Below are 20,311 nucleotides of genomic sequence, written 5' to 3' on the forward strand. Positions count from 1 at the left end.
TCGGTACGACGCCGGTGCGGGAAGCTGGACGCGACGACCAACGGGGCATAGAACGGTGCAATGCTGACCATCCGTCGGGAGGAGCCGGACGACGCCGAGGCGGTCGCCCGGGTACACGTGCACGGCTGGCAGGCCGGCTATGCCGGCGTCATGCCGGACGAGGTGCTGGGGCGGCTCAACGTGGTGGCCTGGGCGCAGCGTCGTCGCGACGTCGGCACCGCCGATCCGGAGCATCCGTTCACCACCCTGCTGGGCGAGGTGGACGGGTCGGTCGTCGGCTTCACCACGTTCGGGCCGTACCGCCGCAACCAGGACCGCGACGACCTGGACCCGACGGTCGGCGAGGTGCTGGCGCTCTACGTGGAGCCGGCGTTCTGGGGTGACGGGACGGCCAGAGTCCTGCTCGACGCCGCTCGCGCCGGGCTCATCGAGCGAGGCTGGACCGACTACCGGCTGTGGGTGCTGGCGGACAACCGGCGGGCCCGCCGGTTCTACGAGCGTGTCGGGCTGTCACCGGACGGTGAGCGGTCGACCTACCAGGTGCCGCTGGCCGGCGGGGGCCCGCCGGTCGGGCTGGTCGAGCTGCGGTACGCCGGGCGCCTCGACCGCTGAGCCACCCGGGGTCAGCCACCGGCGGATCGGCAGGAAGGCCAGCAGCGCCAGGCTGATCCACACGTAGGCGTTGCTGCCCAGGAAGCCATCGACACCGGTGAAGTCCTTCTCCCAGAACCAGACGGTCCGGCTGATCAGCAGCGCGTACCCGATGGTCGCGGCGACCAGCAGGACCCGCCGTCGGCGGCCGGCCGGCGCGGCCATCGCGTTGTCGACCAGCAGGATCAACGCGGGCAGCAGCCAGACCAGGTGGTGCACCCAGGTGACCGGGCTGACCAGGCACATCACCGCGCCGGTCAGCGCCAGGCCGCTCGCCTCGTCGCCGGCCGCGACGGCAGCCCTCGACCGCCAGGCCCAGAGCGCCAGGGTGCCCAGCACCAGCAGGAGCCACAGCAGGGTGTTCGGGTGCTCCGGGTCGAGCCGGGCGACCACCCCGCGCAGCGACTGGTTGGAGACGAAGGCCAACTCGCCCACCCGTCCGGTGTTCCACAGCGCCTCGGTCCAGAACTCCCGGGACGCGTCCGGGAAGAGCGCGGCGGCCAGCAGCGACACCCCGGCGGCCGTGCCGCTGGCGGTGAGCGCCGCCCGCCACCGCCCGGTCACCAGCAGGTAGACGATGAACACGCCAGGGGTCAGTTTGATCGCCGTGGCGAGCCCGATACCCACCCCGGTCCACCGGTTGCCGGCCGGCAGCAGCCGCAGCAGGTCCACCGCCACCAGGAAGAGCAGCAGCGTGTTGACCTGGCCGAAGTTGACCGTCTCCCGCATCGGCTCGAACGCGGCGGCCAGGCAGAGCGCCACGGCGAGGGCGAACCACCGGGTCCAGCCGGCGCGGCGGGCGATCGGGTCGACAAGCCACCAGATCAGCACCGTGGTGGTGGCCACGCTGGCGAGCACGCTCACCACGATCGCGGCCGACCACGGCAGGTACGCCATCGGCAGCATGACCAGCGCGGCGAACGGCGGGTAGGTGAAGCCGTACTGGGTGCCCGGCTTGAGGTAGTCGTAGATCTCGCCGCCGTCGTGCACCCACCAGGTCAGCGCGCCGTAGTAGACCTTCAGGTCGAAGAAACCGTGCCGGACGGCCGCGACGGCGAGGAACCCGGTGACCGCCGCGGCGAGCACCACCACCCCGACGACCTGCGCGGTCGTCCTGTTGGCACCCTGCGCCACCGTCGTCTCCCTCGCCCTGCGTAGGCTTCCGTCCCATGGCTCTCGGGTACGTCCGCCCGGCGCGTCCCGAGGACGCCGGCGAGATCGCACGCATCCAGCTCGCGACCTGGCGGGTCGCGTACCGCCGGATCCTGCCTCGGCATGTGCTCGACAACCTGGACGAGGCGTTCCTCGCCCGGCGGTGGAGCGCCGCGGTGCTGGAGCCGCCCTCGGGCGCGCACCGGGTGCTGGTCGCCGTCGAACAGGCCGAGCAATCGTATCTGGTGGGGTTCGCCGCCTCCGGCCCGGCCGACGGCGAGGCGTTGGCCCCGGGTGAGCCGGCCGACGCGCTCGGCCCGGACGTGGCCGCGGTGACCGATCTGTTGGTGGAGCCGCGCTGGGGTCGGCGCGGGCACGGGAGTCGGCTGCTCGCCGCCGCCGTCGACCTGTGGCGGGAGGACGGGATGAGTCGGGCGGTGGCCTGGGCCTTCGACGGTGACGAGGCGACCCGCAAGTTCCTCACCAGCACCGGGTGGGAGCCCGACGGCGCGGCCCGCGCGCTGGACGTCGACGACATGTTGGTGCCGCAGGTGCGCCTGCACGTGGGCGTGCCGACCGAGAAGGTACCGGCCGAGTGAACCGGTGTGGCGGCCCCAGCCGGGCCGCCACACCGGGCCGGTCAACCCTTGTCCGAGCCGTCGTTCGCGTCGCGGACGAAGTACCGCTGGAACACCACGAAGATGATCGCCACCGGGATAGTGGCCAGCAGCGCGGCGCCCAGCTTGAGCGGGTACTGGGTGCCCTTGCCGAGCGAGCCGCTGACCAGGTCGGCCAACCCGCGCGGCAGGGTGAACAGGTCCGGGTCCTGCACCGACACCAGGCTGTGCGGGAACTCGTTCCAGGAGCCCTGGAACGACAGGATGGTGAGGGTGATCAGCGCCGGTTTCGCCATCGGCAGCACCACCGACCAGAAGGTACGGAAGATGCTCGCCCCGTCGATCCGGGCGGCCTCCTCGACACTCAACGGGATCGACTCGAAGAACTGCTTCATGATGAACACGCCCGCCGCGTCGGCCAGCAGCGGCACCACCAGCCCGGCGTAGCTGTTGTAGAGGCCGAGCTGGTTGAGCACCAGGAACTTCGGGATCAGCAGTACCACTCCGGGCACCGCCATCACCGCGATGACGGCGGCGAAGAGGCCGCCCCGACCCCGGAACCGCAGCCGGGCCAGCGCGTACCCGGCGAGCGAGTCGAAGAAGACCCGGCCGATGGTGACCAGCACCGTCACCAGCAGCGAGTTGCCCAGCCACAGGGGGAAGTTGGTGCCGGCGAAGATCCGTTCGAAGCCGGCCAGCGTGAGCGGGTCCGGAAACGGTGACAGCGGGTTCGCCGCCGCGTCGGGTTCGGTCTTGAGCGCGTTGCCGAGCTGGATGACGAACGGGTAGAGGAACACCAACCCGAAGAAGACAAGCGTGGCGTACCCCAGGAAACGGGTGGCCAGGGTGCGGGCCGCGCGCTGGTGCCGCCGCTCGGGCACCGCCGCCGGGCGGTCGGTGAGCACGGCCATCTCAGGACCTTTCCGGTACGCGCCGACGCCACCGGCCGCGGCGCGGCCGGTCGGTGTCGCGCTCGGCCAGCGCCCGGCGCTGGATCAGGGTGAGCACGATGATGATCAGGAACAGGACGAACGAGATCGCCGCGCCCGAGCCGTAGTCGAAGTCCCGGAAGGCGGTCCGGTACGACAGGTACGCCGGGGTGAGCGTGGTCTTGGCCGGGTCGCCCTGGCTCATCACGTACACCTGGTCGAAGACCTGCCAGGAGCCGATCATGCCGAGGGTGAGCACCAGGAAGGTGGTGGGCCTGATCATCGGCAGGGTGACGTACCGGAAGCGCTGCCACCGGGACGCGCCGTCGAGGGTGCTCGCCTCGTCCAGGCTGACCGGCACGTTCTGCAGCCCGGCCAGGAACATCAGCATGAAGGTGCCGGAGGTGGTCCAGACGACCAGCGTGATGATCGAGACCATCGCCACGCTCGGGCCGGCCAGCCAGTCCCACCAGCTCAGCCCGAACGGGCCGCCGTCGGCCAGTGCCGCCGGTGGCGAGTCGACGCCGACCGCGCCGAACAGCAGGTGCAGCACGCCCCGGGAGTCGGCGAACCACTCCGGGCCGTCGATCCCGACGACGCCGAGCAGCGCGTTGACGGCGCCGGAGTTGGCGAAGAGGAACAGGAACACCACGCTGATCGCGACGGAGCTGGTCACCGAGGGGAAGTAGAAGGCGCTGCGGAAGAAGCTCTTGCCCTTGAGCATCCGGTTGTTGACGACCAACGCCAGTCCGAGCGCGAGCACGGTCTGCGCCGGCACCACGATCGCCACGTAGTAGATGTTGTTGCGGATGCTGGTCATGAAGTCGCGGCGGGCCAGCCCGTCCTCGGTGAACAACTGGGTGTAGTTGTGCGCGCCGACGAACGGGACGTCGCCGGTGAACGGGCTGCCCTGGCCGTTCCAGTCGGTCAGGCTGACCCAGAGCGCCATCAGGATCGGCAGCAGCAGGAACAGCCCCAGAATGACGATCACCGGCGCGACGAAGAGCCAGCCGGCGAGGTTCTCGTTGCTCCGGATGCCGCCCCGGCCTCGACGGGGGCCGGCCCCGCGGGCGGTCGCCACGGCGGTCAGTGTCTCGGTTGCCATCTTCCCTCCCCTCCTCTCTCCGGCCGACGTGCGGCGGGGGCCCCGGTGGTCGCCGGGGCCCCCGCCATCACCTCAGCTGCCGCCGAGCGCCGCCTTGGCGTTCTTGTCGAAGTTCTGCAACACGGTCTTCGGGTCGCCGTTGGCCAGCCCCTGCAGACCGGTGTCGAGGTCCTTGAGGACGCTGTCCATCTTCGGGGCGTTCACCGGGCCCTGGGCGTACGCGACGCCGTCGATGAACACCTTGTCCGCCGGGAAGGCGGCGGTGTACTGGTCGCGCGCCGACTGGCGGGACGGCATGACACCGAACGCCTTCGCGAAGGTCATCTGCTGCTCGCCGCTGGTCATCGCCTCGACGAACTTGATCGCCTGATCCTTGTACTTGCTCTTCGCGGCGATGCCCCAGCACTGGGTGAAGGAGAGCGTGCCCTGCCCCTTGGGGCCGGCCGGCAGCGCCACGACCTTGTACTTCACGTTCGGGAAGTCGTTCTGCAGGGCACCCTTGATCCAGTTGCCCTCGATGGTCATCACCGCCTTGCCCTTGCCGAACGCCTCACCGGACCAGCCGGCGTCGAGCTGCTTCGGGTACTTGGCCAGACCGGTGCTGAGCATGGTCTTGACGTACTGGAGGGCGGCGAGGTTCTCCGGGGTGTCGGCGGTGGGCTGCTTGCCATCCTTGCTCACCAGCCAGCCGCCGTTCTGCACCATGAAGGCGCCGATCCGGTCCCGGGTGTCACCGAGGGCCAGCGGAACCTGCCCCTTGGCCTTGATCTTCTGGGCGGTGGCGGTGAGCTGCTCCCAGGTCGTCGGCACGTCGGCGTCGGTCAGCCCGGCCCTGGTCCACATGTCGGTGTTGATCTGCAGGGCCAGGGTCGAGAAGTCCTTGGGCGCGCAGTAGAGCTTGCCGTCGTACGTGAAGGTGGTGCGCAGGCTCTCGTAGAAGTCGCCCGAGTTGCTGACCTTGTCGCCGTACGGCTCAAGGGCGCCGACGCTGGCGTAGTTGGCGAACTGGGCGGCGTCCACGTAGAAGACGTCCGGCGGGGTGCCGCCGGCGAGGGCCTGGCCGAGTTGCTGGGTGAGGTCCTGTGCCGGGGTGACCGTCGCGCTGTTGCCGGAGCTGCCGGCCCACTTCGCGGCGGCGTCCTGCACGGCCTTGGTCTCGGCCTCGCCGGACGAGCCGATCAGGATCTGCAGGCTGGCCGGGCCGCTGGACTGGGCGGTGTCGCCGGAGGAGTCGTCGAAGCCGCTGCCGCAGGCGGCGGAGCCGAGGAGGGCGACGGCGGTGAGGCCGGCCACCGCTGCCCGGGTGATTGTTCGGGGTGCCATGGGTTTCTCCTGGTGGGGGGTGGGACTACGCGGTGTGCCGCAGTGCCAACGAGGGCTGGAGCAGCACGGGGGTGGGGGTCTCGTGGTCGCCGTCGAGGACCCCGGTGAGCAGGTCCACGCAGCGGGCGGCGGCCTCGCCGAGCGGTTGGCTGACGCTTGTCAGCCCGACCGCTGCGGCCACCGGCGTGTCGTCGAAGCCGATCACCGACACGGGCGGGTCGACGCCGCGGATCGCCTGGAGTGCGCCGAGGGCGAGCGAGTCGCTGGCGCAGACCACGGCGCTCGGCGCGTCGGTGGCGAGCAGGTCACGCATCAGGCGTTCGCCCTCGGCGATGCCGTCCTCGGTCTCCCGGTGCAGCCCGGTCGGGTCGACGCCGGCCGCGTGCAGCGCGTCGCGCCAGCCCGCACGCCGGTCGTCGCCGACGCCGGAGCCGACCGGCCAGCCGATGAAGGCGATCCGGCGGTGGCCGGTGTCCAGCAGACGCCGGGTGGCCTGGGCGGTGCCGGCGGCGCCGTCCACGTCCACCCAGGGGTGGGCGTCGAGCGCGTCCCACGGGCGACCGAAGGTCACGAACGGTACGTCCCGGTCGGCGAGCCATTCGGTACGCGGGTCGCCGTACTTGGTGCCCACCAGCACGAACGCGTCCAACTCGTAGGTGCCGAGCAGGTCACCGTAGGTGGCGATCTCCCGGTCGTCGTCGGTGGCGGTGTAGAGCAGCACCCGGTAGCCGGCGGCGTCGGCGGTCTCGGTGAGGCCGTGCAGGAAGCGGTCGAGCACGGAGCCGTTGATGCCGTCGCGGGTCGGGTCGATCCGGGCGGCGATGAGGCGGGACCGGCCGGTGCGCATCTGTCGGGCGGCCTGGTTGGCCCGGTAGCCGAGCGCGTTGATCGCGTCCTCGACCCGCTGACGGGTCTCCTGCCGCACGATGTGCGGGCTGTTGAGCACGTTGGACACCGTCTGCCGGCTGACTCGGGCGTGCCGGGCCACCGTCGCGATGGTCACCTTTTCGGCCACTTAATCCCTCTCGCCATCTTGAACGATCCAATTTGGATAAGGCAGGATTGGATCGTTCAAGTTTCTGGAATGTTTCGCACTTTGCACCGCCAGGGGCGCGTTGTCAAGACGTCCGCCCCGCACCCCGAGGATCTGGAGCCACACCGTGATCGAACGCCAGCTGCAACCCCTCCTGCACGAGTTGGTCGGGGTGCTCTTCGCCCCGACCAGCGCGCTGGGGGACGCGACCGGGCAGATCAGCCCGACCGGCGTCCAGGGCGTCTTCCACGCCGATGCCCGGGTGCTCTCCCGCGCCGAGCTGCGGGTCGACGAGCGGGAGTTGGAAGGGCTGACCCACACCGACGACGGCCCGCACGGCGCACAGTTCGTGAGCCTGGCCCGCTGGCTCGGTGACCCCACGCCCGACCCCACCGTCCGCGTCGACCGGGTCCGCCGGGCCACCCGCAACGGCCTCACCGAGGAGCTGCGGATCGTCTCCACCGCCACTGTCGGCGTACGGGCCAGCGTCACCGTCGACCTCGGCTGCGACCTGGCACCCATCGAGGTCGTCAAGTCCGGTGGCGCCACCGACGCGCTGGCGGCCAGGACCGGCCAGCCGGGCACGCTCACCTGGTCGGGCACCGGGATCACCGTCACCGTCACCGCGCCCGGCGCCGACGTACGCGCCGAGGGCGAGCAAGCAACCGCGCCGCGGCTGGTCTGGCCGGTCGACCTGCCCCCCGGCGGCGAGACCGTGCTGCGTTGGCAGTTGACAGTCGACGACCCGCGCGCCGTCGTCGTCGGCCCGGCCGGCGAGCCCGAGTGGTCCCGACCCGAGGTGACCGCCGACGACCGACGGCTGGTCCGACTGCTCGACCGCGGCCTGGACGACCTGCGCGGCCTCCGACTGGCCGAAACCGGCGCACCCGGCGACGTGTTCCTCGGCGCGGGGGTGCCCTGGTTCCTCACCCTGTTCGGCCGGGACAGCCTCTGGGCCGCCCGGATGATGCTGCCGCTCGGCACCGACCTGGCCGCCGGCACCCTGCGGGTGCTCGCCCGCCGGCAGGGCACCCGGATCGACCCGACGACCGGCGAGGCCCCCGGCAAGATCCTGCACGAGCTGCGCCGCCACGCGTTCGCCCTGCCCGACAACGGCCTGCGCCTTCCACCGGCGTACTACGGCACCGTCGACGCCACCATGCTCTGGGTCAACCTGCTGCACGACGCGTGGCGGTGGGGAATGCCGGCCGAGCAGATCGAACCCCTGCTGCCGCACCTGGAGGCGGCGCTGCGCTGGCTCGGCGAACACGCCGACCCGGACGGTGACGGCCTGGTCGAGTACGTCGACACTACCGGGCACGGGCTGTCCAACCAGGGTTGGAAGGACTCCGGTGACGCGGTCCGATTCCGCGACGGCACCCTGGCCACCGCGCCGATCGTGCTGGCCGAGGTGCAGGGGTACGCGCACGAGGCCGCCGTGAACGGCGCCGCCCTGCTGGACGCCTTCGGCCGACCGGGCGCCGACCGCTGGCGCGAGCACGCCGCCGCGCTGGTCGGCCGGTTCCGCAAGAGCTTCTGGGTCGACGGTCGCCACGGACCGCAACCCGCGCTGGCCCTCGACCGCGACAAGCGCCCGGTCGACTCGCTGACCAGCAACATCGGCCACCTGCTCGGCACCGGCCTGCTCGACCGCGACGAGGAGGCCCAGGTCGCGCACCTGCTCACCACCGACAGCATGGCCGCCGGGTTCGGGCTACGGACCATGTCCACCGACGACGCCGGCTTCAGCCCGCTGTCGTACCACTGTGGCTCGATCTGGACCCACGACACCGCGATCGTGCTCGGTGGGCTGGCCCGCGCCGGGCACCGCGAGGCCGCGCTCGGCCTGGCCGACGGACTGCTCAGCGCCGCCGAGGCGTTCGACTACCGGATGCCGGAGCTGTACGGCGGCGACGACCGGGCAGCGGTGAACCGCCCGGTGCCGTACCCGGCCTCGTGCCGGCCGCAGGCGTGGGCCGCGGCGGGCGCGGTGCTGCTGCTCCAGGCCGCCACGGGTCTCTACCCGGACGTACCGGGCGGCACGGTCCGACTGGCGCCCCTGGCGGGAGCAGAGTTGGGTGCCGTAGCGGTCGACAACCTCCGCGTGGCCGGCACCCCGGTGCACGTCACGGTCGACCGCACCGGCGAAGCCACCGTAACCGGCCTCCCCACCCCACTGACCCCAACCCCAACCCCAACCCTCCCCACCCAACGCCGCCCCACAACCCAACCCCTCCCCCGCTAATCCCCAACCCCGCCCCGCCCCGCCCCGCCCCGCCCCGCCCCGCCTCGCCTCGCCCGTCGATCATGAAGTTGTGGTGGGCGGTAGCTCCATATACGCCCCTTATGCGGGGCACCACAACTCCATGATCGACAGAGGCCAGGCCGGACGCCCCGGCGATCTTGCAGTTTCGGCTGTCCAGATGGGTCGAATGTTCGTTATGTCGCTACAGAAAGTGCAAGATCGCGGGGCTCAGGGGGTTCGTTCGGCGATTACCTCGTCGTCGTCGACCGCGCCGGTGGGGTGGAAGCCCAGGGAGGTGTAGAGGGCTGCGGCCGGGGTGTTGTCGGGGTGGTACGAGAGGCGGACCGGAGGGCTGCCGTCGCGCGCCGCCAGCCAGGGGGCCAGCGTCTGCACGGTGGCCCGGCCGACGCCCCGGCCCTGCTCGGCGGCATCGATAAGCATTCCGCCGATCCAGTGCGAACCGTCGTCGTCCACGCCCCACATGACGTGGCCGACGACGGTCTCGTCGGCGTACACCGCGAGCGAGTTCCACACCTCGGAGCGCGTGCTGAGCAGCAGGTAACGGGCCCCCAGCGCGGCCACGAACCGGCGCTGGTCGTCGCGCGGGGCGACGTCGGCCACCGCCCGCCAGTTGTCGTCGTCGACCTGCCGCAGCGTCACCCGCCGCCCGGCCCGGTCCAGGTGCCCGCCATTGATCATCCGCCGGATGCTACCCGAGCTGGGGGCCCAGATCTTGGACAGTTTCCGTTAGCGCTGAACGGAAACTGTCCAAGATCTGCTGCTGACGACCAACATTTGGCCGGGTGGCAGGGGAACGGACCGTCAGTCGAGCAGGGCGTCCAGGCCGACGGTGAGGCCGGGGCGGTTGCGCACCGCGCGGACGGCCAGCAGCACACCCGGCATGAACGACACCCGGTCGTACGAGTCGTGCCGGATGGTCAACGTCTCGCCGGTGCCGCCGAAGAGCACCTCCTGGTGGGCGACCAGGCCGGTGGCGCGCACCGCGTGCACGCGTACCCCGTCGATCTCGGCACCGCGCGCACCCGGCACCTCGTCCTTGGTGGCGTCCGGCACCGGGCCGAGGCCGGCCTCGGCCCGGGCCCGGGCGATCTGCCGGGCGGTGTGGGTGGCGGTGCCGCTCGGGGCGTCCAGCTTGCGCGGGTGGTGCTGCTCGATGATCTCGACGGACTCGAAGTGTCGGGCGGCGCGTGCGGCGAACTGCATCATCAGCACCGCGCCGATCCCGAAGTTGGGGGCGATGACCACGCCCACCTCGGGCTTGTCGGCCAGCCAGCCGCGCACCTGCTCCAGCCGCTGCTCGGTGAAGCCCGTCGTGCCGACCACCGCGCTGATGCCCTGCTCGATGCACCACTGGAGGTTGTCCATGACGACGTCGGGCGTGGTGAAGTCGACGACCACCTCCGCACCGGAGACCGCGGAGCGGCTGTCGCCCTGGTCGATCGCCGCCGCCAGTTCGAGATCGTCGGCGGCGTCGACCGCCTTGCAGACCTCGATGCCCATCCGGCCGCGGGCACCCAGCACGCCGACCCGCAGCTGCTGGGCCGGGGTCTTCTCCTGCTCGTCAGTCACGGGCACAACCTATCCCAATCAGGACGTGCCCCATCCCCGGGCCGGCTCGTCGGGCACCCGTCGGGTCACCCGTCCCGGGCACGACGAGGAGGGCCCGATCAGGGGCACGGGGACCGCCACGACAGGCCGGGGAAATACCGCCGCCACTCGACGGCGGACAGCGTGGTGGGTGGCGACTCGCACAGCTCCCGTTGGATCCTGTCCGGGTCCAGGTCCCACAGGGCGACCCCACCGTCCCGGGTGAAGACGCTGTGCGGTCCCACGTCCGGCAGTTGTCCCAGCACCGACCGACCGTCCGGGGTGAACTCCGCGAAGTCGCCGGGCACCACCGCGAACCGGCTGAACAGGCCGTCCGGGTCCTCGCGTCGCCAGACTTCGAAGTCGCTACCGGTGTAGCTGGAGGTGGAGGTGCCGACGAGGGTCTTCCGGTCCGGGCTGATGTCCAGTTCGCGCAGACCGACATCGCTGGCGAGGGCCGGCCCGACGACCGGGTGGTCGAGGTCGGTGATGTCCCAGGTCTGCACGGTGCCGGTCTCCGTGTCGACGACCACCGTGTTCGGGTCGGTGACCATGAGGCCGGCGTCGGCATCGTCCAGAGGGATGGTGCCGTCCCGGCGGTCGGGGTGGTACGGGTCGCCCAGGTCCCACAGCCGGCTGACCGCCTGGTTGTTCGTGTCGCGGTCGTCGACGAACGCCACCTTCCTGCGACGTTCGTAGAGCAGACCGCCCGCACCGGCGGCATCGTTCAGCACACCGGCCGGCACCGGATGGGGCCTGTCGCGCACGTCCCACAGCTGGATGTCCTTGGCGCCCCACACCGCCAGCACACCATCGTCGAGGAACCACAGGTGCTGGGCGACCTCGGTGTTGTCGAAGTGGGCGGCCTCGACCGGTGCCCGCGGGTCGCGGACATCCAGCAACCGGATCGTCCGGCCGTTGCTGTCACCCGCGGCGAGGTGGTGGCCGTCCGGGCTGGCAACCAGCGTGAACTCACCGCTGGTGAGGGTTGGCCGGGGCAGGTCGGCGGCGGGTATCGGTCGGTGCGGGTCGGTGACGTCCCAGAGTCGGAAGCCGCTGCCGTCCGCGTTTCGGCTGATCACCGTCCGGTCGTCGGGCAGGAACAGGGCCGCGTTCCAACCCTTGGGCAGTTGGCCGGCCAGTGCGGGTGGCCGGACCCCCACGTCCCAGAGTCGTGCCCCCGCCGGCCCGTCAGGCTCGACGTTGGTGAGCACGTATCGACCCGCGAACCCGAATGCTCTGCCCGGCACCGGAGCCCCCAGCGGGTTGAGGTCGCCGGTGAGCACCGGTGCGGTGGGTGACCAGACCCGGATCGCGCCACCGTCGGTGCCGTTGGCGAGGCCGCGCCCATCCGGTCGAAAGGCCACCGACCCGCTGGGATCGACACCCGGCAGGGTCGCCCACCGGTTGACGGAGCCGCTGGCGCTGCCGCGATCGATCCGCCACAGGTTCACCTCGCCGGTGGTGCTTGCGGTGGCGAACACCGTGCCGTCGGACCGGAAGGAGAGCGAGAAGATCGAGCCGTCGTGCGCAGGGTTGCCGAGCGTCTGGTCCTGAAGCGAACGGGGATGGCGGGGATCGGCCACGTCCCACGCGTTGACCACTCCCTGGGCGCCACCGGCGGCCAGCACCGTGCCCACCGGGCTGAAGGCGACCGCGTCGGCCGTCAGCACCGGCAACTCGACCAACTGCGTGAGCCGTCGAGGATCACGGACGTCCCACAGGGACACCGTGCTGCCCCGCTCCCTGCCGTCGGCGATCAGGTGGGCGACGGCCAGGGTCCGGCCATCGGGGCTGAACGCCACCCCGCGGAGCCCGGACGCACCAATCGTGCGGCTGCCGATCACTGTCGGTCGGGTCGGATCCCGAATGTCCCAGAGCCGGAGCGTTCCGTTGTCGCCGCCGGTAGCCACCGTGTGGCCGTCCGGCGCGACCGCCACCGAGTAGGTGGGAGACCGCGGGGTGGGGACGCTGGCCACCTCGACCGGTCGGGCCGGATCGGTGATGTCCCACAGGCTCAGTCTCTCTGGTGACCCGCCGACCACCAGCCGGCCGTCGGGGGTCAGCCCGATGGCTGTGCTGCCCGAACGCTGGATGACGCCCTTCGGGGCGGGATGCCGGGGATCCGCGACGTCCCACAGCCGGATGCTCCAGTCGTGGGACGAGCTGACCAGCGTACGACCGTCCGGCGTGTAGGCCAGGTTGAAGACGTGCTTCTCGTGGCCGGTCAGCAGCTCCGGACGAGGCTCGGCGTAGGAGGCGTACAACGCCTGCCGGGCCTCCGGCGTGACAGCGGTGCGGTACGCGGTCAGGCTCAGGGCGAGCGCCGTCTCCGGCCTGCTCGACCGCATCGCGTTCGCCTGGGCGGCCAGTCGGCGGGAGGCGATCTGCGCGTCCAGCCGCTCCGCCCGGGCTCGCTGCTGCACCGCCACCAGCGCCCCCGAGCCCAGGAGCAGCACCAGGACGGCGATCACCCCGACCGCGGCGCGCCGCAACCGCCGCAGGCGCAGGCTTCGCGCCAGAAAGGACCGCTCCACCGGGCTCAGCCGGTCGGCCTCGTCCTCGGGAAGGAATCTGCGGGTGACCGTCAGCCGCGCCCCGGACAGGAGGTCTCCCCGGTCCCGTCCGCCGGTCTGCCACACCTGGGCGGCGTCGGAGAGCTGCTGCCGGGCCACCAACCGGGCCCGATCCTCGTTGACCCACGACCGCAGTCGGGGCCAGGCGTGCAGGAGCGTCTCGTGGCTGACCCGGACCACGCCCTCCGGGTCGATGCCGACCAACCGGCGAGCGGCGAGCCGCTCCAGCACCAGCGGGCCGGCAGCGCCCAGCCCGTGCAGCAGTTCGGTACGCGGCACCGGCCGGGCCGTGTCCGTGCCGCCCTCCCCCACCCGGGTCAGACGCAACAGCAGCGTGCGGGCGGCAGCCTGTTGCGGCGCGTCAAGTCCGTCGTACGTGTCCTCCGCGGTCTTGGCAATCGCCCCGTTGAGCCCGCCGCTGTCCCGGTAGCCGGCGACGCTCAACCGGTTGCCGGTGCGCCGCCGCCACGTTTCCCAGAGCACGTGGGACAGCAACGGCAGCGCGCCCGGCTCGGGGCCCCGGGGCCGACCGGCGCCCAGCTCGTGCAGCACCAGTTCGGCCAGGCCGTCGCCGATCTCCAGACCGGTCTGGGCGGCCGGGCCGTCGATCGCCCGGCGCAGCTCGGTGCCCGTCAGCGGCCCGACCACCACCCGCGCACCGGCCAGCAGCCCGGCGAAAGCCGGATCCTCGCTGGCCACACCGTAGAAGTCGGCCCGCAGGACGGCCACCACGACGGCGTGGGGGGTGCCGTCGGGGCGCGGCGCGGCCAGCGCCGCGAGGCAGCCGACGAAGGCCGCCCGGGCCTCGTCGCCGACGTCGAGGGTGAACAACTCCTCCAGTTGGTCGACGAGGAGCAGCACCGTCCGTCGCTGCGCCGTGGCCTCGATCAGTTCGACGGCGGCCTCCGGCCGCTCCGCCAACGAGCCACCCGCATCCGGGTGATCGTCACCGAGGGCTCGGGCAAGCGCCGCGAGCGGCCGGGCGCCCGGCGTCAGGACCGGCAGGATCACCGGCCACACCGGCGACTCACCGTCGTCGGTGGCCAGCCCGTCCCGCCGTACGCGGGCCAGCAGACCCGCGTGCAGCAGTGACGTCTTGCCGCTGCCCGACGGCCCGAGCACCAGCAGCGTGCCCGGGTCGGTCAGCCGCCGCGCCGCCGCGTCGACCAGCACGGCAGTCGCCGACTCCCGCCCGAAGAACACGTCCACGTCGCTCTCCCGGAACGAATCCAGGCTCCGGTAGGGACTCGGCCCGCTGGACTGTGCGACGGGAACGCCATCGGGGTCGGTGACCGGGCGGTACGCCGGATTGTGGGCGAGGACGAGCCGACCGGAGTGCCCGGCCTCCTGACGCCGGGGCAGCGGTTCGCCCCGCGCCCGCAGCACGTCGAAGAGATGGTGGTACGCGTCGTCAAGGGTCAGCTGCGGTCCGGCGGACGGGTCGCCCTGGTCGAGGAACCCGATCAGCTCACCGGTGAAGGCGGTGTGCTCGCGCTCCGGGTCGGCCGAAGCGAGTTGCTCGGCGGAACTCAGGAGGTAGACACCGTGCACCGGGGGAAGCCCGGCGAGCGGATCGGCGACTGGCGGGTCCAGGTGGGCCCGCCCGGAGAAGCAACAGTCCAGCACGACGACCACGGACGGCGCCTGGCACGCCGTCAGTGCCTCGCGCAGGTCCGAGACCGGGTACGCCTGGTGCGCGGCCAGACCGGGGGTGAGTCGGTCGGTGCCGCTGGCCGCCAGGTACAGCTCGCCGCCGGGCCCCCGCAAACCGTGGCCGACGAAGTAGATCAGCAGGATGGTGGTGGCCTGCTGCGCGGCCGTGGTGACTTCCCGGGCGATGGTGACCGCGTCCGGTGGGTCGTGCACCGCACGAAGTTGCCCTGCCGGCACCCCGCACCGCGTGCGCAGGCGCTCAACCAACGCGGTGAAGGTACGACCCACCACCGGCACCGAGGGCAGCCCGTCCCCCTGGTGGGTTTCGGTGCCGATCACCAGGACCTGTACGCCCCGGCCGGTGAGATCACCCATGCGTCACGGGCGGCCCGTCGACGCCGGCCCGGCTGGCCGGGGGCGCGACCGCGTCGGTGCCCACCGGGACCGTGGCGGGGTCCGAAGGCACCGGGACCTCCGCGTCGGACGTCAGCACGGCTACCAGGTCGACCACATGGGCGCGCACCTGGGCATCGGTCAGCTCGCGGACCCGGTCCGCTTCGAGCTTCACCCGCCGACCGTCAGGCAGTTCGATCTCGACACGTACGGCGCCACCGCGGTGCCGGATCCAGGAGATCAGCGTGGTGGCCAGGGCCGTCGCCACGGTGCCCGGGGCCAGCGCCAACAGGAGCGAGTCGAGCACCGGGCCCAGGGCGCCGGGCGGCGGCGGAGACTCGTGCCCGGTGACCCGGCCGCGGAGTTCGCCGTTGTCGACGAGCCACTCCTGAAGTGACTCGAGTGCGGCCAGGTGGTCCTCACCAGACACCACGATTCGTACGTCCACGCCAGCCCCCGCAGCTCGTCTCGACGCGTCGCAGCCTATCGAAGGCGAGCAACGACGTCGATGAGTCGACACGGGCGGCGGCCCGTCGAGCGGGTCAGACCGCGAAGTCGCCGGCGCCGAACGGGCCCACCACGGCCAGCGACATCGGGCGGCTGAGCAGCTCGGCGGCGAGAACGTTCACGTCCTCCACGGTGACCTCGTCGACCCGGCGGAGCAGCTCGTCGACCGGCATCAGGTCGCCGTAGAGCAGCTCACCCTTGGCCAGCCGGCTCATCCGGGAACCGGTGTCCTCCAGGCCGAGCACGAAGGAGCCCTTGCTCATCCCCTTGCCCCGGGCCACCTCGGCCTCGGTCAACCCTTCGGCGGCCACCCGGGCCAGCTCGGCGCGGGTCAGGGCCAGCACCTCGTCCACCTTGCCCGGCGCACAGCCCGCGTAGACGGCGAACAGGCCGGTGTCGGCGTACTGGCTGGCGTAGGAGTAGACCGAGTACGCGAGGCCGCGCTGCTCGCGGATCTCCTGGAACAGGCGGCTGGACATGCCGCCGCCGAGCACGTTGTTGAGCACCCCGAGGGCGAACCGTCGATCGTCGAGCCGGTCGATGCCGGGGCAGCCGATGATGACGTGCGCCTGCTCGGTCTCCTTCGGCTCCACCACTGTGGTCGCCGGCTTGGTGCGTACCGCCGGGGTCGCCGCGCGGTGCGGCGCCGGGCTGGCCGGGTCGCTGTCCAGTGGGGTGCCGCGCACCGCCTGACGGACCAGCTTGACCACCGCGGCGTGGTCGAGGTTGCCGGCGGCGGCGATGACGATCTGCGGCGCGGTGTAGCGGCCCCGGTAGAAGCTCTGGATCTGCTTGCGGGTCATCGGCGTGACGGTCTCCGCGGTGCCGGAGATCAGCCGACCCAGCGGGTGATCGCCGTAGACGGCCTGGACGAAGAGGTCGTGCACCTCGTCACCCGGCTCGTCGTCGTGCATGGCGATCTCCTCCAGGATCACGCCACGCTCGGTCTCGACGTCGGCCGGCTCCAACAGCGAGTCGGCGACCAGATCGCACATCACGTCGATCGCCAGCGGCAGGTCCTCGTCCAGCACGCGGGCGTAGTAGCAGGTGTATTCCTTCGTGGTGAAGGCGTTCGTCTCGCCACCCACCGCCTCGATCTGCGAGGAGATCTCCAGTGCGGTGCGCTTGTGGGTGCCCTTGAAGAGCAGGTGCTCGAGGAAGTGCGCGGCACCGGCCTGCGGGCCGGTCTCGTCGCGCGAGCCGACCGCCACCCAGATGCCGAACGAGACGCTGCGCATCGCCGGAATCGCCTCGGTGAGGACGCGCAGGCCGCTGGGCAGCACGGTACGTCGTACCGTGCCGCCCAGCGGGTCGTCGCTGAGCGTCCGGGTCACCGCGCGGGCGGTGCCGCCGGAGCGGCCCGCCCCGGTGTCCCTAGACGGGGCCACCCCCCGTCGATCCGGTGGAAACGGCGCACTGATGGCCCGACTCACGACTTGCTCCCGGTTCGACGAGGGGTGGGTGATGCTGTGTACGACGGTCAGCTGTGCCGGGTCCGACGACGCGGACGCTCGCCGCCCTCGCCACCCTCGCCGCCGCCGCCGCCGTTGCCGCCCTCGCCGCCGCGCTCCGGGCCACGCCCGCCACGGTCGCCGCCACGCTCACGGTCGCCGCGGTCACGCGGAGCCCGGTCGCCCCGGTCCCGACCAGCCGGCCGGTCACCTGCGGCGGCCTCACCGGCGGCCGGAGCCTCGGTGCCCTCCGGGCGGACCTTGTCGAGGTAGATCTTGCCCCGGGCGTCGATGTCCGCGATCTCGACCTCGACCCGGTCACCGACGTTGAGGAAGTCCTCAACGCGCTCGACCCGCTTGCCGTCGCCCACCTTGGAGATGTGCAGCAGGCCGTCACGGCCCGGCAGGAGCGAGATGAACGCGCCGAACGCGGCGGTCTTGACCACCGTGCCGAGGAACCGCTCGCCCTGCTTCGGCAGCGTCGGGTTGGCGATGCCGTTGATCCGGTCGACGGCCGCCTGGGCCGACGGGCCGTTGGTGGCGCCGACGTAGATCGTGCCGTCGTCCTCGATGGAGATCTCGGCGCCGGTCTCGTCCTGGATCGCGTTGATGGTCTGCCCCTTCGGGCCGATCACCATGCCGATCTTGTCGACCGGGATCTTGACGGTGGTTACCCGCGGCGCGTAGTCGGACATCTCGGCCGGAGCCTCGATCGCCGCCTTCATCACCCCGAGGATGACCTGCCGGGCCTCGTTGGCCTGCTGCAACGCGGCGGCCAGCACGTCCGACGGGATGCCGTTGAGCTTGGTGTCGAGCTGGAGCGCGGTGACGAACTCCGGGGTGCCGGCCACCTTGAAGTCCATGTCACCGAACGCGTCCTCGGCACCGAGGATGTCGGTAAGCGTCACGTACTGGGTCTTGCCGTCCACCTCGTCGGAGATGAGGCCCATGGCGATGCCGGCGACCGGCGCCTTCAGCGGGACACCCGCGGAGAGCAGGCCCAGCGTCGAGGCGCAGACCGAACCCATCGAGGTGGAGCCGTTGGAGCCGAGCGCCTCCGACACCTGCCGGATGGCGTACGGGAACTCCTCGCGCGACGGCAGCACCGGGATCAGTGCCCGCTCGGCGAGCGCGCCGTGGCCGATCTCGCGACGCTTCGGCGAGCCGACCCGGCCGGTCTCACCGGTCGAGTACGGCGGGAAGTTGTAGTTGTGCATGTAGCGCTTGCGGTTCTCGGGGGACAGCGTGTCCACCATCTGCTCCATGCGGAGCATGTTCAGCGTGGTGACGCCCAGGATCTGGGTCTCGCCCCGCTCGAACAGCGCCGAACCGTGCACCCGGGGCAGCACGCCGACCTCGGCGGTCAGCGCCCGGATGTCGCGCGGGCCACGCCCGTCCATGCGGACCTGCTCGCGCAGCACGCGGTTGCGCACCTCGGACTTGGTCAGCGACCGGAAGGCAGCACTGAGCTCCTTCTCCCGACCCTCGAACCGAACGCCCAGCTCCTCGGCGACCCGGGCCTTGACCCGGTCCAGGGCCTCCTCGCGGTCGGCCTTGCCGGCGATGGTGATCGCCTCGGCCACGTCGCCGCGAGCCAGCTCGGCGACGGCGTCGTACACGTCGTCCTGGTAGTCCAGGAAGACCGGGAACTCGGTGACCGGCTTGGCGGCGACCTCGGCCAGCTCGCTCTGCGCGCGGCACAGCTCACGGATCGCCGGCTTCGCGGCCTCCAGGCCGCTGGCGACGACCTCCTCGGTCGGGGCGGTGGCACCGGCCGAGATCAGGGCGACGGCGTTCGGGGTGGCCTCGGCCTCGACCATCATGATCGCGACGTCGCCGTCTTCGAGCGTGCGGCCGGCCACGACCATGTCGAAGGTGGCGCGAGCCAGCTCCTCCAGGGTCGGGAAGGCGACCCACTGGCCGTCGATGTGGGCGACACGGGTCGCACCGATCGGGCCGGAGAACGGCAGGCCGGAGAGCTTGGTCGACATCGAGGCGGCGTTGATCGCCACGACGTCGTACGGGTGCTGCGGGTCGAGCGCGAGGATGGTCTCAACGACCTGGACCTCGTTGCGCAGGCCCTTGACGAAGGACGGGCGCAGCGGCCGGTCGATCAGCCGGCAGGTGAGGATCGCGTCCTCGCTGGGCCGACCCTCACGGCGGAAGAACGAGCCGGGAATGCGACCCGCGGCGTACATCCGCTCCTCGACGTCGACGGTCAGCGGGAAGAAGTCGAACTGCTCCTTCGGGTGCTTACCGGCGGTCGTGGCGGAGAGAACTACCGTCTCGCCCAGCTGGGCGATGACGGAACCGGCGGCCTGGCGAGCCAGCCGACCGGTGGAGAAGGTGATCTCGCGGGTGCCGAAGGACCCGTTGTCGATCACGGCGGTGCGGGATTCGGTGCCGAGTTTGGTCTCGGTCATGTGCTGTCGTGCTCCTTCGCGTCGTGGGCCCACGACATCGGGGAGCTGCTCAGCCGGCCGGTCTTCGATCGAAGCGCCCGGGTGGCCGGCATGATGCCGGGTTCCCGGGGGCCACTACCGGAGACCGGTACGCTGACCGGCTCCCTCTCGGGTGGTCGCGCGGCCCGTGTTTCCTCAGGTGGGACGCGGTACGGGGGAGCGGCCGTACGGCCACTCCCCCGTCACGTCACCGGCGCAGACCGAGCCGCTCGATGAGCGACCGGTAGCGGGCAATGTCCTTCTTCTGGACGTAGTTGAGCAACCGACGGCGCCGGCCGACCAGCAGCAGCAGCCCACGGCGGCTGTGGTGGTCGTGCTTGTGCACCTTCAGGTGCTCGGTCAGCTCGGCGATCCGCTTGGTGAGGACCGCTACCTGGACCTCCGGCGAACCGGTGTCGCCCTCGGCGGTCGCGTACTCCGCGCGGATGCTGGCCTTGGCTTCCTGATCGAGCGCCATGTTCTCCCTGTTTCGATGGGTTGATCAAGTGGGTGTCCGTCGTCCCGATGGACCGGGAACGGACCGGTACCTCGCACCCGCGGCGTCGAGCAGGCACGCGAGGCCCCACGCCGGTCACCCGACGTCCCGGCAAGACTACCAGCACTCGC

General features: G+C 71.6%; 15 protein-coding genes. 3 read left to right on the forward strand and 12 right to left on the reverse strand.

Annotation, left to right across the window (positions count from 1 at the left end; translation table 11 throughout):
• The first annotated feature begins 60 nt into the window (after positions 1 to 60).
• Entirely contained in the window at positions 61 to 612 is a 552-nt protein-coding gene (locus ACFYL6_RS22930) for a GNAT family N-acetyltransferase (RefSeq protein ID WP_387174013.1), read from the forward strand.
• Here ACFYL6_RS22930 and ACFYL6_RS22935 read toward each other — a convergent pair.
• Complete coding sequence (locus ACFYL6_RS22935; RefSeq protein WP_387174015.1) at positions 511 to 1,785, reverse strand: glycosyltransferase 87 family protein; 1,275 nt, start codon at positions 1,783 to 1,785, stop codon at positions 511 to 513. The two genes, ACFYL6_RS22930 and ACFYL6_RS22935, sit on opposite strands and share 102 nt — an antisense overlap.
• Positions 1,786 to 1,820: 35 nt before the next feature.
• On the opposite strand from ACFYL6_RS22935, the gene ACFYL6_RS22940 reads away from it, so the two are divergent.
• Complete coding sequence (locus ACFYL6_RS22940; protein ID WP_112586581.1) at positions 1,821 to 2,402, forward strand: GNAT family N-acetyltransferase; 582 nt, start codon at positions 1,821 to 1,823, stop codon at positions 2,400 to 2,402.
• A 41-nt stretch (positions 2,403 to 2,443) separates the two neighbouring features.
• On the opposite strand, the gene ACFYL6_RS22945 is transcribed toward ACFYL6_RS22940, so the two are convergent.
• From ACFYL6_RS22945 to ACFYL6_RS22960, 4 genes are all read right to left on the reverse strand, one after another.
• Positions 2,444 to 3,331, reverse strand: coding sequence for a carbohydrate ABC transporter permease (locus ACFYL6_RS22945; protein ID WP_387174017.1), 888 nt, complete (start codon positions 3,329 to 3,331; stop codon positions 2,444 to 2,446).
• Position 3,332: 1 nt separating this feature from the next.
• Complete coding sequence (locus ACFYL6_RS22950) at positions 3,333 to 4,454, reverse strand: carbohydrate ABC transporter permease (RefSeq protein WP_387174019.1); 1,122 nt, start codon at positions 4,452 to 4,454, stop codon at positions 3,333 to 3,335.
• A gap of 72 nt (positions 4,455 to 4,526) precedes the next feature.
• On the reverse strand, positions 4,527 to 5,777 hold the full coding sequence (locus tag ACFYL6_RS22955) for an extracellular solute-binding protein (RefSeq protein ID WP_387174021.1): 1,251 nt from the start codon (positions 5,775 to 5,777) through the stop codon (positions 4,527 to 4,529).
• A gap of 25 nt (positions 5,778 to 5,802) precedes the next feature.
• A complete protein-coding gene (locus tag ACFYL6_RS22960; protein WP_387174023.1) occupies positions 5,803 to 6,792 on the reverse strand; it encodes a LacI family DNA-binding transcriptional regulator in 990 nt (329 codons plus the stop codon).
• A 145-nt stretch (positions 6,793 to 6,937) separates the two neighbouring features.
• Between ACFYL6_RS22960 and ACFYL6_RS22965 the strand changes: the two genes are divergently transcribed.
• Positions 6,938 to 9,055 carry a glycogen debranching N-terminal domain-containing protein gene (locus ACFYL6_RS22965; RefSeq protein WP_387174025.1) on the forward strand — a complete coding sequence of 706 codons (2,118 nt, stop codon included), beginning with the start codon at positions 6,938 to 6,940 and terminating at the stop codon, positions 9,053 to 9,055.
• A 228-nt stretch (positions 9,056 to 9,283) separates the two neighbouring features.
• Here ACFYL6_RS22965 and ACFYL6_RS22970 read toward each other — a convergent pair whose 3' ends face one another.
• From ACFYL6_RS22970 to rpsO, 7 genes are all read right to left on the reverse strand, one after another.
• Positions 9,284 to 9,754, reverse strand: a complete 471-nt coding sequence (locus ACFYL6_RS22970) for a GNAT family N-acetyltransferase (protein ID WP_387174027.1) — start codon at positions 9,752 to 9,754, stop codon at positions 9,284 to 9,286.
• A 123-nt stretch (positions 9,755 to 9,877) separates the two neighbouring features.
• Positions 9,878 to 10,645, reverse strand: a complete 768-nt coding sequence (gene dapB, locus ACFYL6_RS22975) for a 4-hydroxy-tetrahydrodipicolinate reductase (protein ID WP_355420472.1) — start codon at positions 10,643 to 10,645, stop codon at positions 9,878 to 9,880.
• A 98-nt stretch (positions 10,646 to 10,743) separates the two neighbouring features.
• Positions 10,744 to 15,267: a hypothetical protein gene (locus tag ACFYL6_RS22980; protein WP_387174030.1), complete on the reverse strand. Its 4,524-nt coding sequence runs from the start codon at positions 15,265 to 15,267 to the stop codon at positions 10,744 to 10,746.
• Complete coding sequence (locus tag ACFYL6_RS22985) at positions 15,260 to 15,733, reverse strand: hypothetical protein (RefSeq protein ID WP_387174032.1); 474 nt, start codon at positions 15,731 to 15,733, stop codon at positions 15,260 to 15,262. The genes ACFYL6_RS22980 and ACFYL6_RS22985 overlap by 8 nt, the downstream gene beginning before the upstream one ends.
• A gap of 94 nt (positions 15,734 to 15,827) precedes the next feature.
• Positions 15,828 to 17,225 (reverse strand): M16 family metallopeptidase, encoded by a 1,398-nt coding sequence (locus ACFYL6_RS22990; RefSeq protein ID WP_387174034.1) that lies wholly within the window; start codon positions 17,223 to 17,225, stop codon positions 15,828 to 15,830.
• Positions 17,226 to 17,272: 47 nt separating this feature from the next.
• The gene (locus ACFYL6_RS22995) at positions 17,273 to 19,666 is read right to left on the reverse strand and encodes a polyribonucleotide nucleotidyltransferase (RefSeq protein ID WP_387174036.1); all 2,394 of its coding nucleotides are present in this window, start codon (positions 19,664 to 19,666) and stop codon (positions 17,273 to 17,275) included.
• 226 nt (positions 19,667 to 19,892) lie between these two features.
• Entirely contained in the window at positions 19,893 to 20,162 is a 270-nt protein-coding gene (rpsO, locus tag ACFYL6_RS23000; RefSeq protein ID WP_030337594.1) for a 30S ribosomal protein S15, read from the reverse strand.
• Between the last annotated feature and the right edge of the window lie 149 nt (positions 20,163 to 20,311).

It is taken from the genome of Micromonospora sp. NPDC007208, from assembly GCF_042869175.1.
GTDB lineage: Bacteria > Actinomycetota > Actinomycetes > Mycobacteriales > Micromonosporaceae > Micromonospora > Micromonospora foliorum.

Coding starts and splice junctions, on each gene's coding strand:
- ACFYL6_RS22930 (WP_387174013.1), top strand. CDS start 61: ATGCTGACCATCCGTCGGGAGGAGCCGGACGACGCCGAGGCGGTCGCC.
- ACFYL6_RS22940 (WP_112586581.1), top strand. CDS start 1,821: ATGGCTCTCGGGTACGTCCGCCCGGCGCGTCCCGAGGACGCCGGCGAG.
- ACFYL6_RS22945 (WP_387174017.1), bottom strand. CDS start 3,331: ATGGCCGTGCTCACCGACCGCCCGGCGGCGGTGCCCGAGCGGCGGCAC.
- ACFYL6_RS22950 (WP_387174019.1), bottom strand. CDS start 4,454: ATGGCAACCGAGACACTGACCGCCGTGGCGACCGCCCGCGGGGCCGGC.
- ACFYL6_RS22955 (WP_387174021.1), bottom strand. CDS start 5,777: ATGGCACCCCGAACAATCACCCGGGCAGCGGTGGCCGGCCTCACCGCC.
- ACFYL6_RS22970 (WP_387174027.1), bottom strand. CDS start 9,754: ATGATCAATGGCGGGCACCTGGACCGGGCCGGGCGGCGGGTGACGCTG.
- ACFYL6_RS22980 (WP_387174030.1), bottom strand. CDS start 15,267: ATGGGTGATCTCACCGGCCGGGGCGTACAGGTCCTGGTGATCGGCACC.
- ACFYL6_RS22995 (WP_387174036.1), bottom strand. CDS start 19,666: ATGACCGAGACCAAACTCGGCACCGAATCCCGCACCGCCGTGATCGAC.
- rpsO (WP_030337594.1), bottom strand. CDS start 20,162: ATGGCGCTCGATCAGGAAGCCAAGGCCAGCATCCGCGCGGAGTACGCG.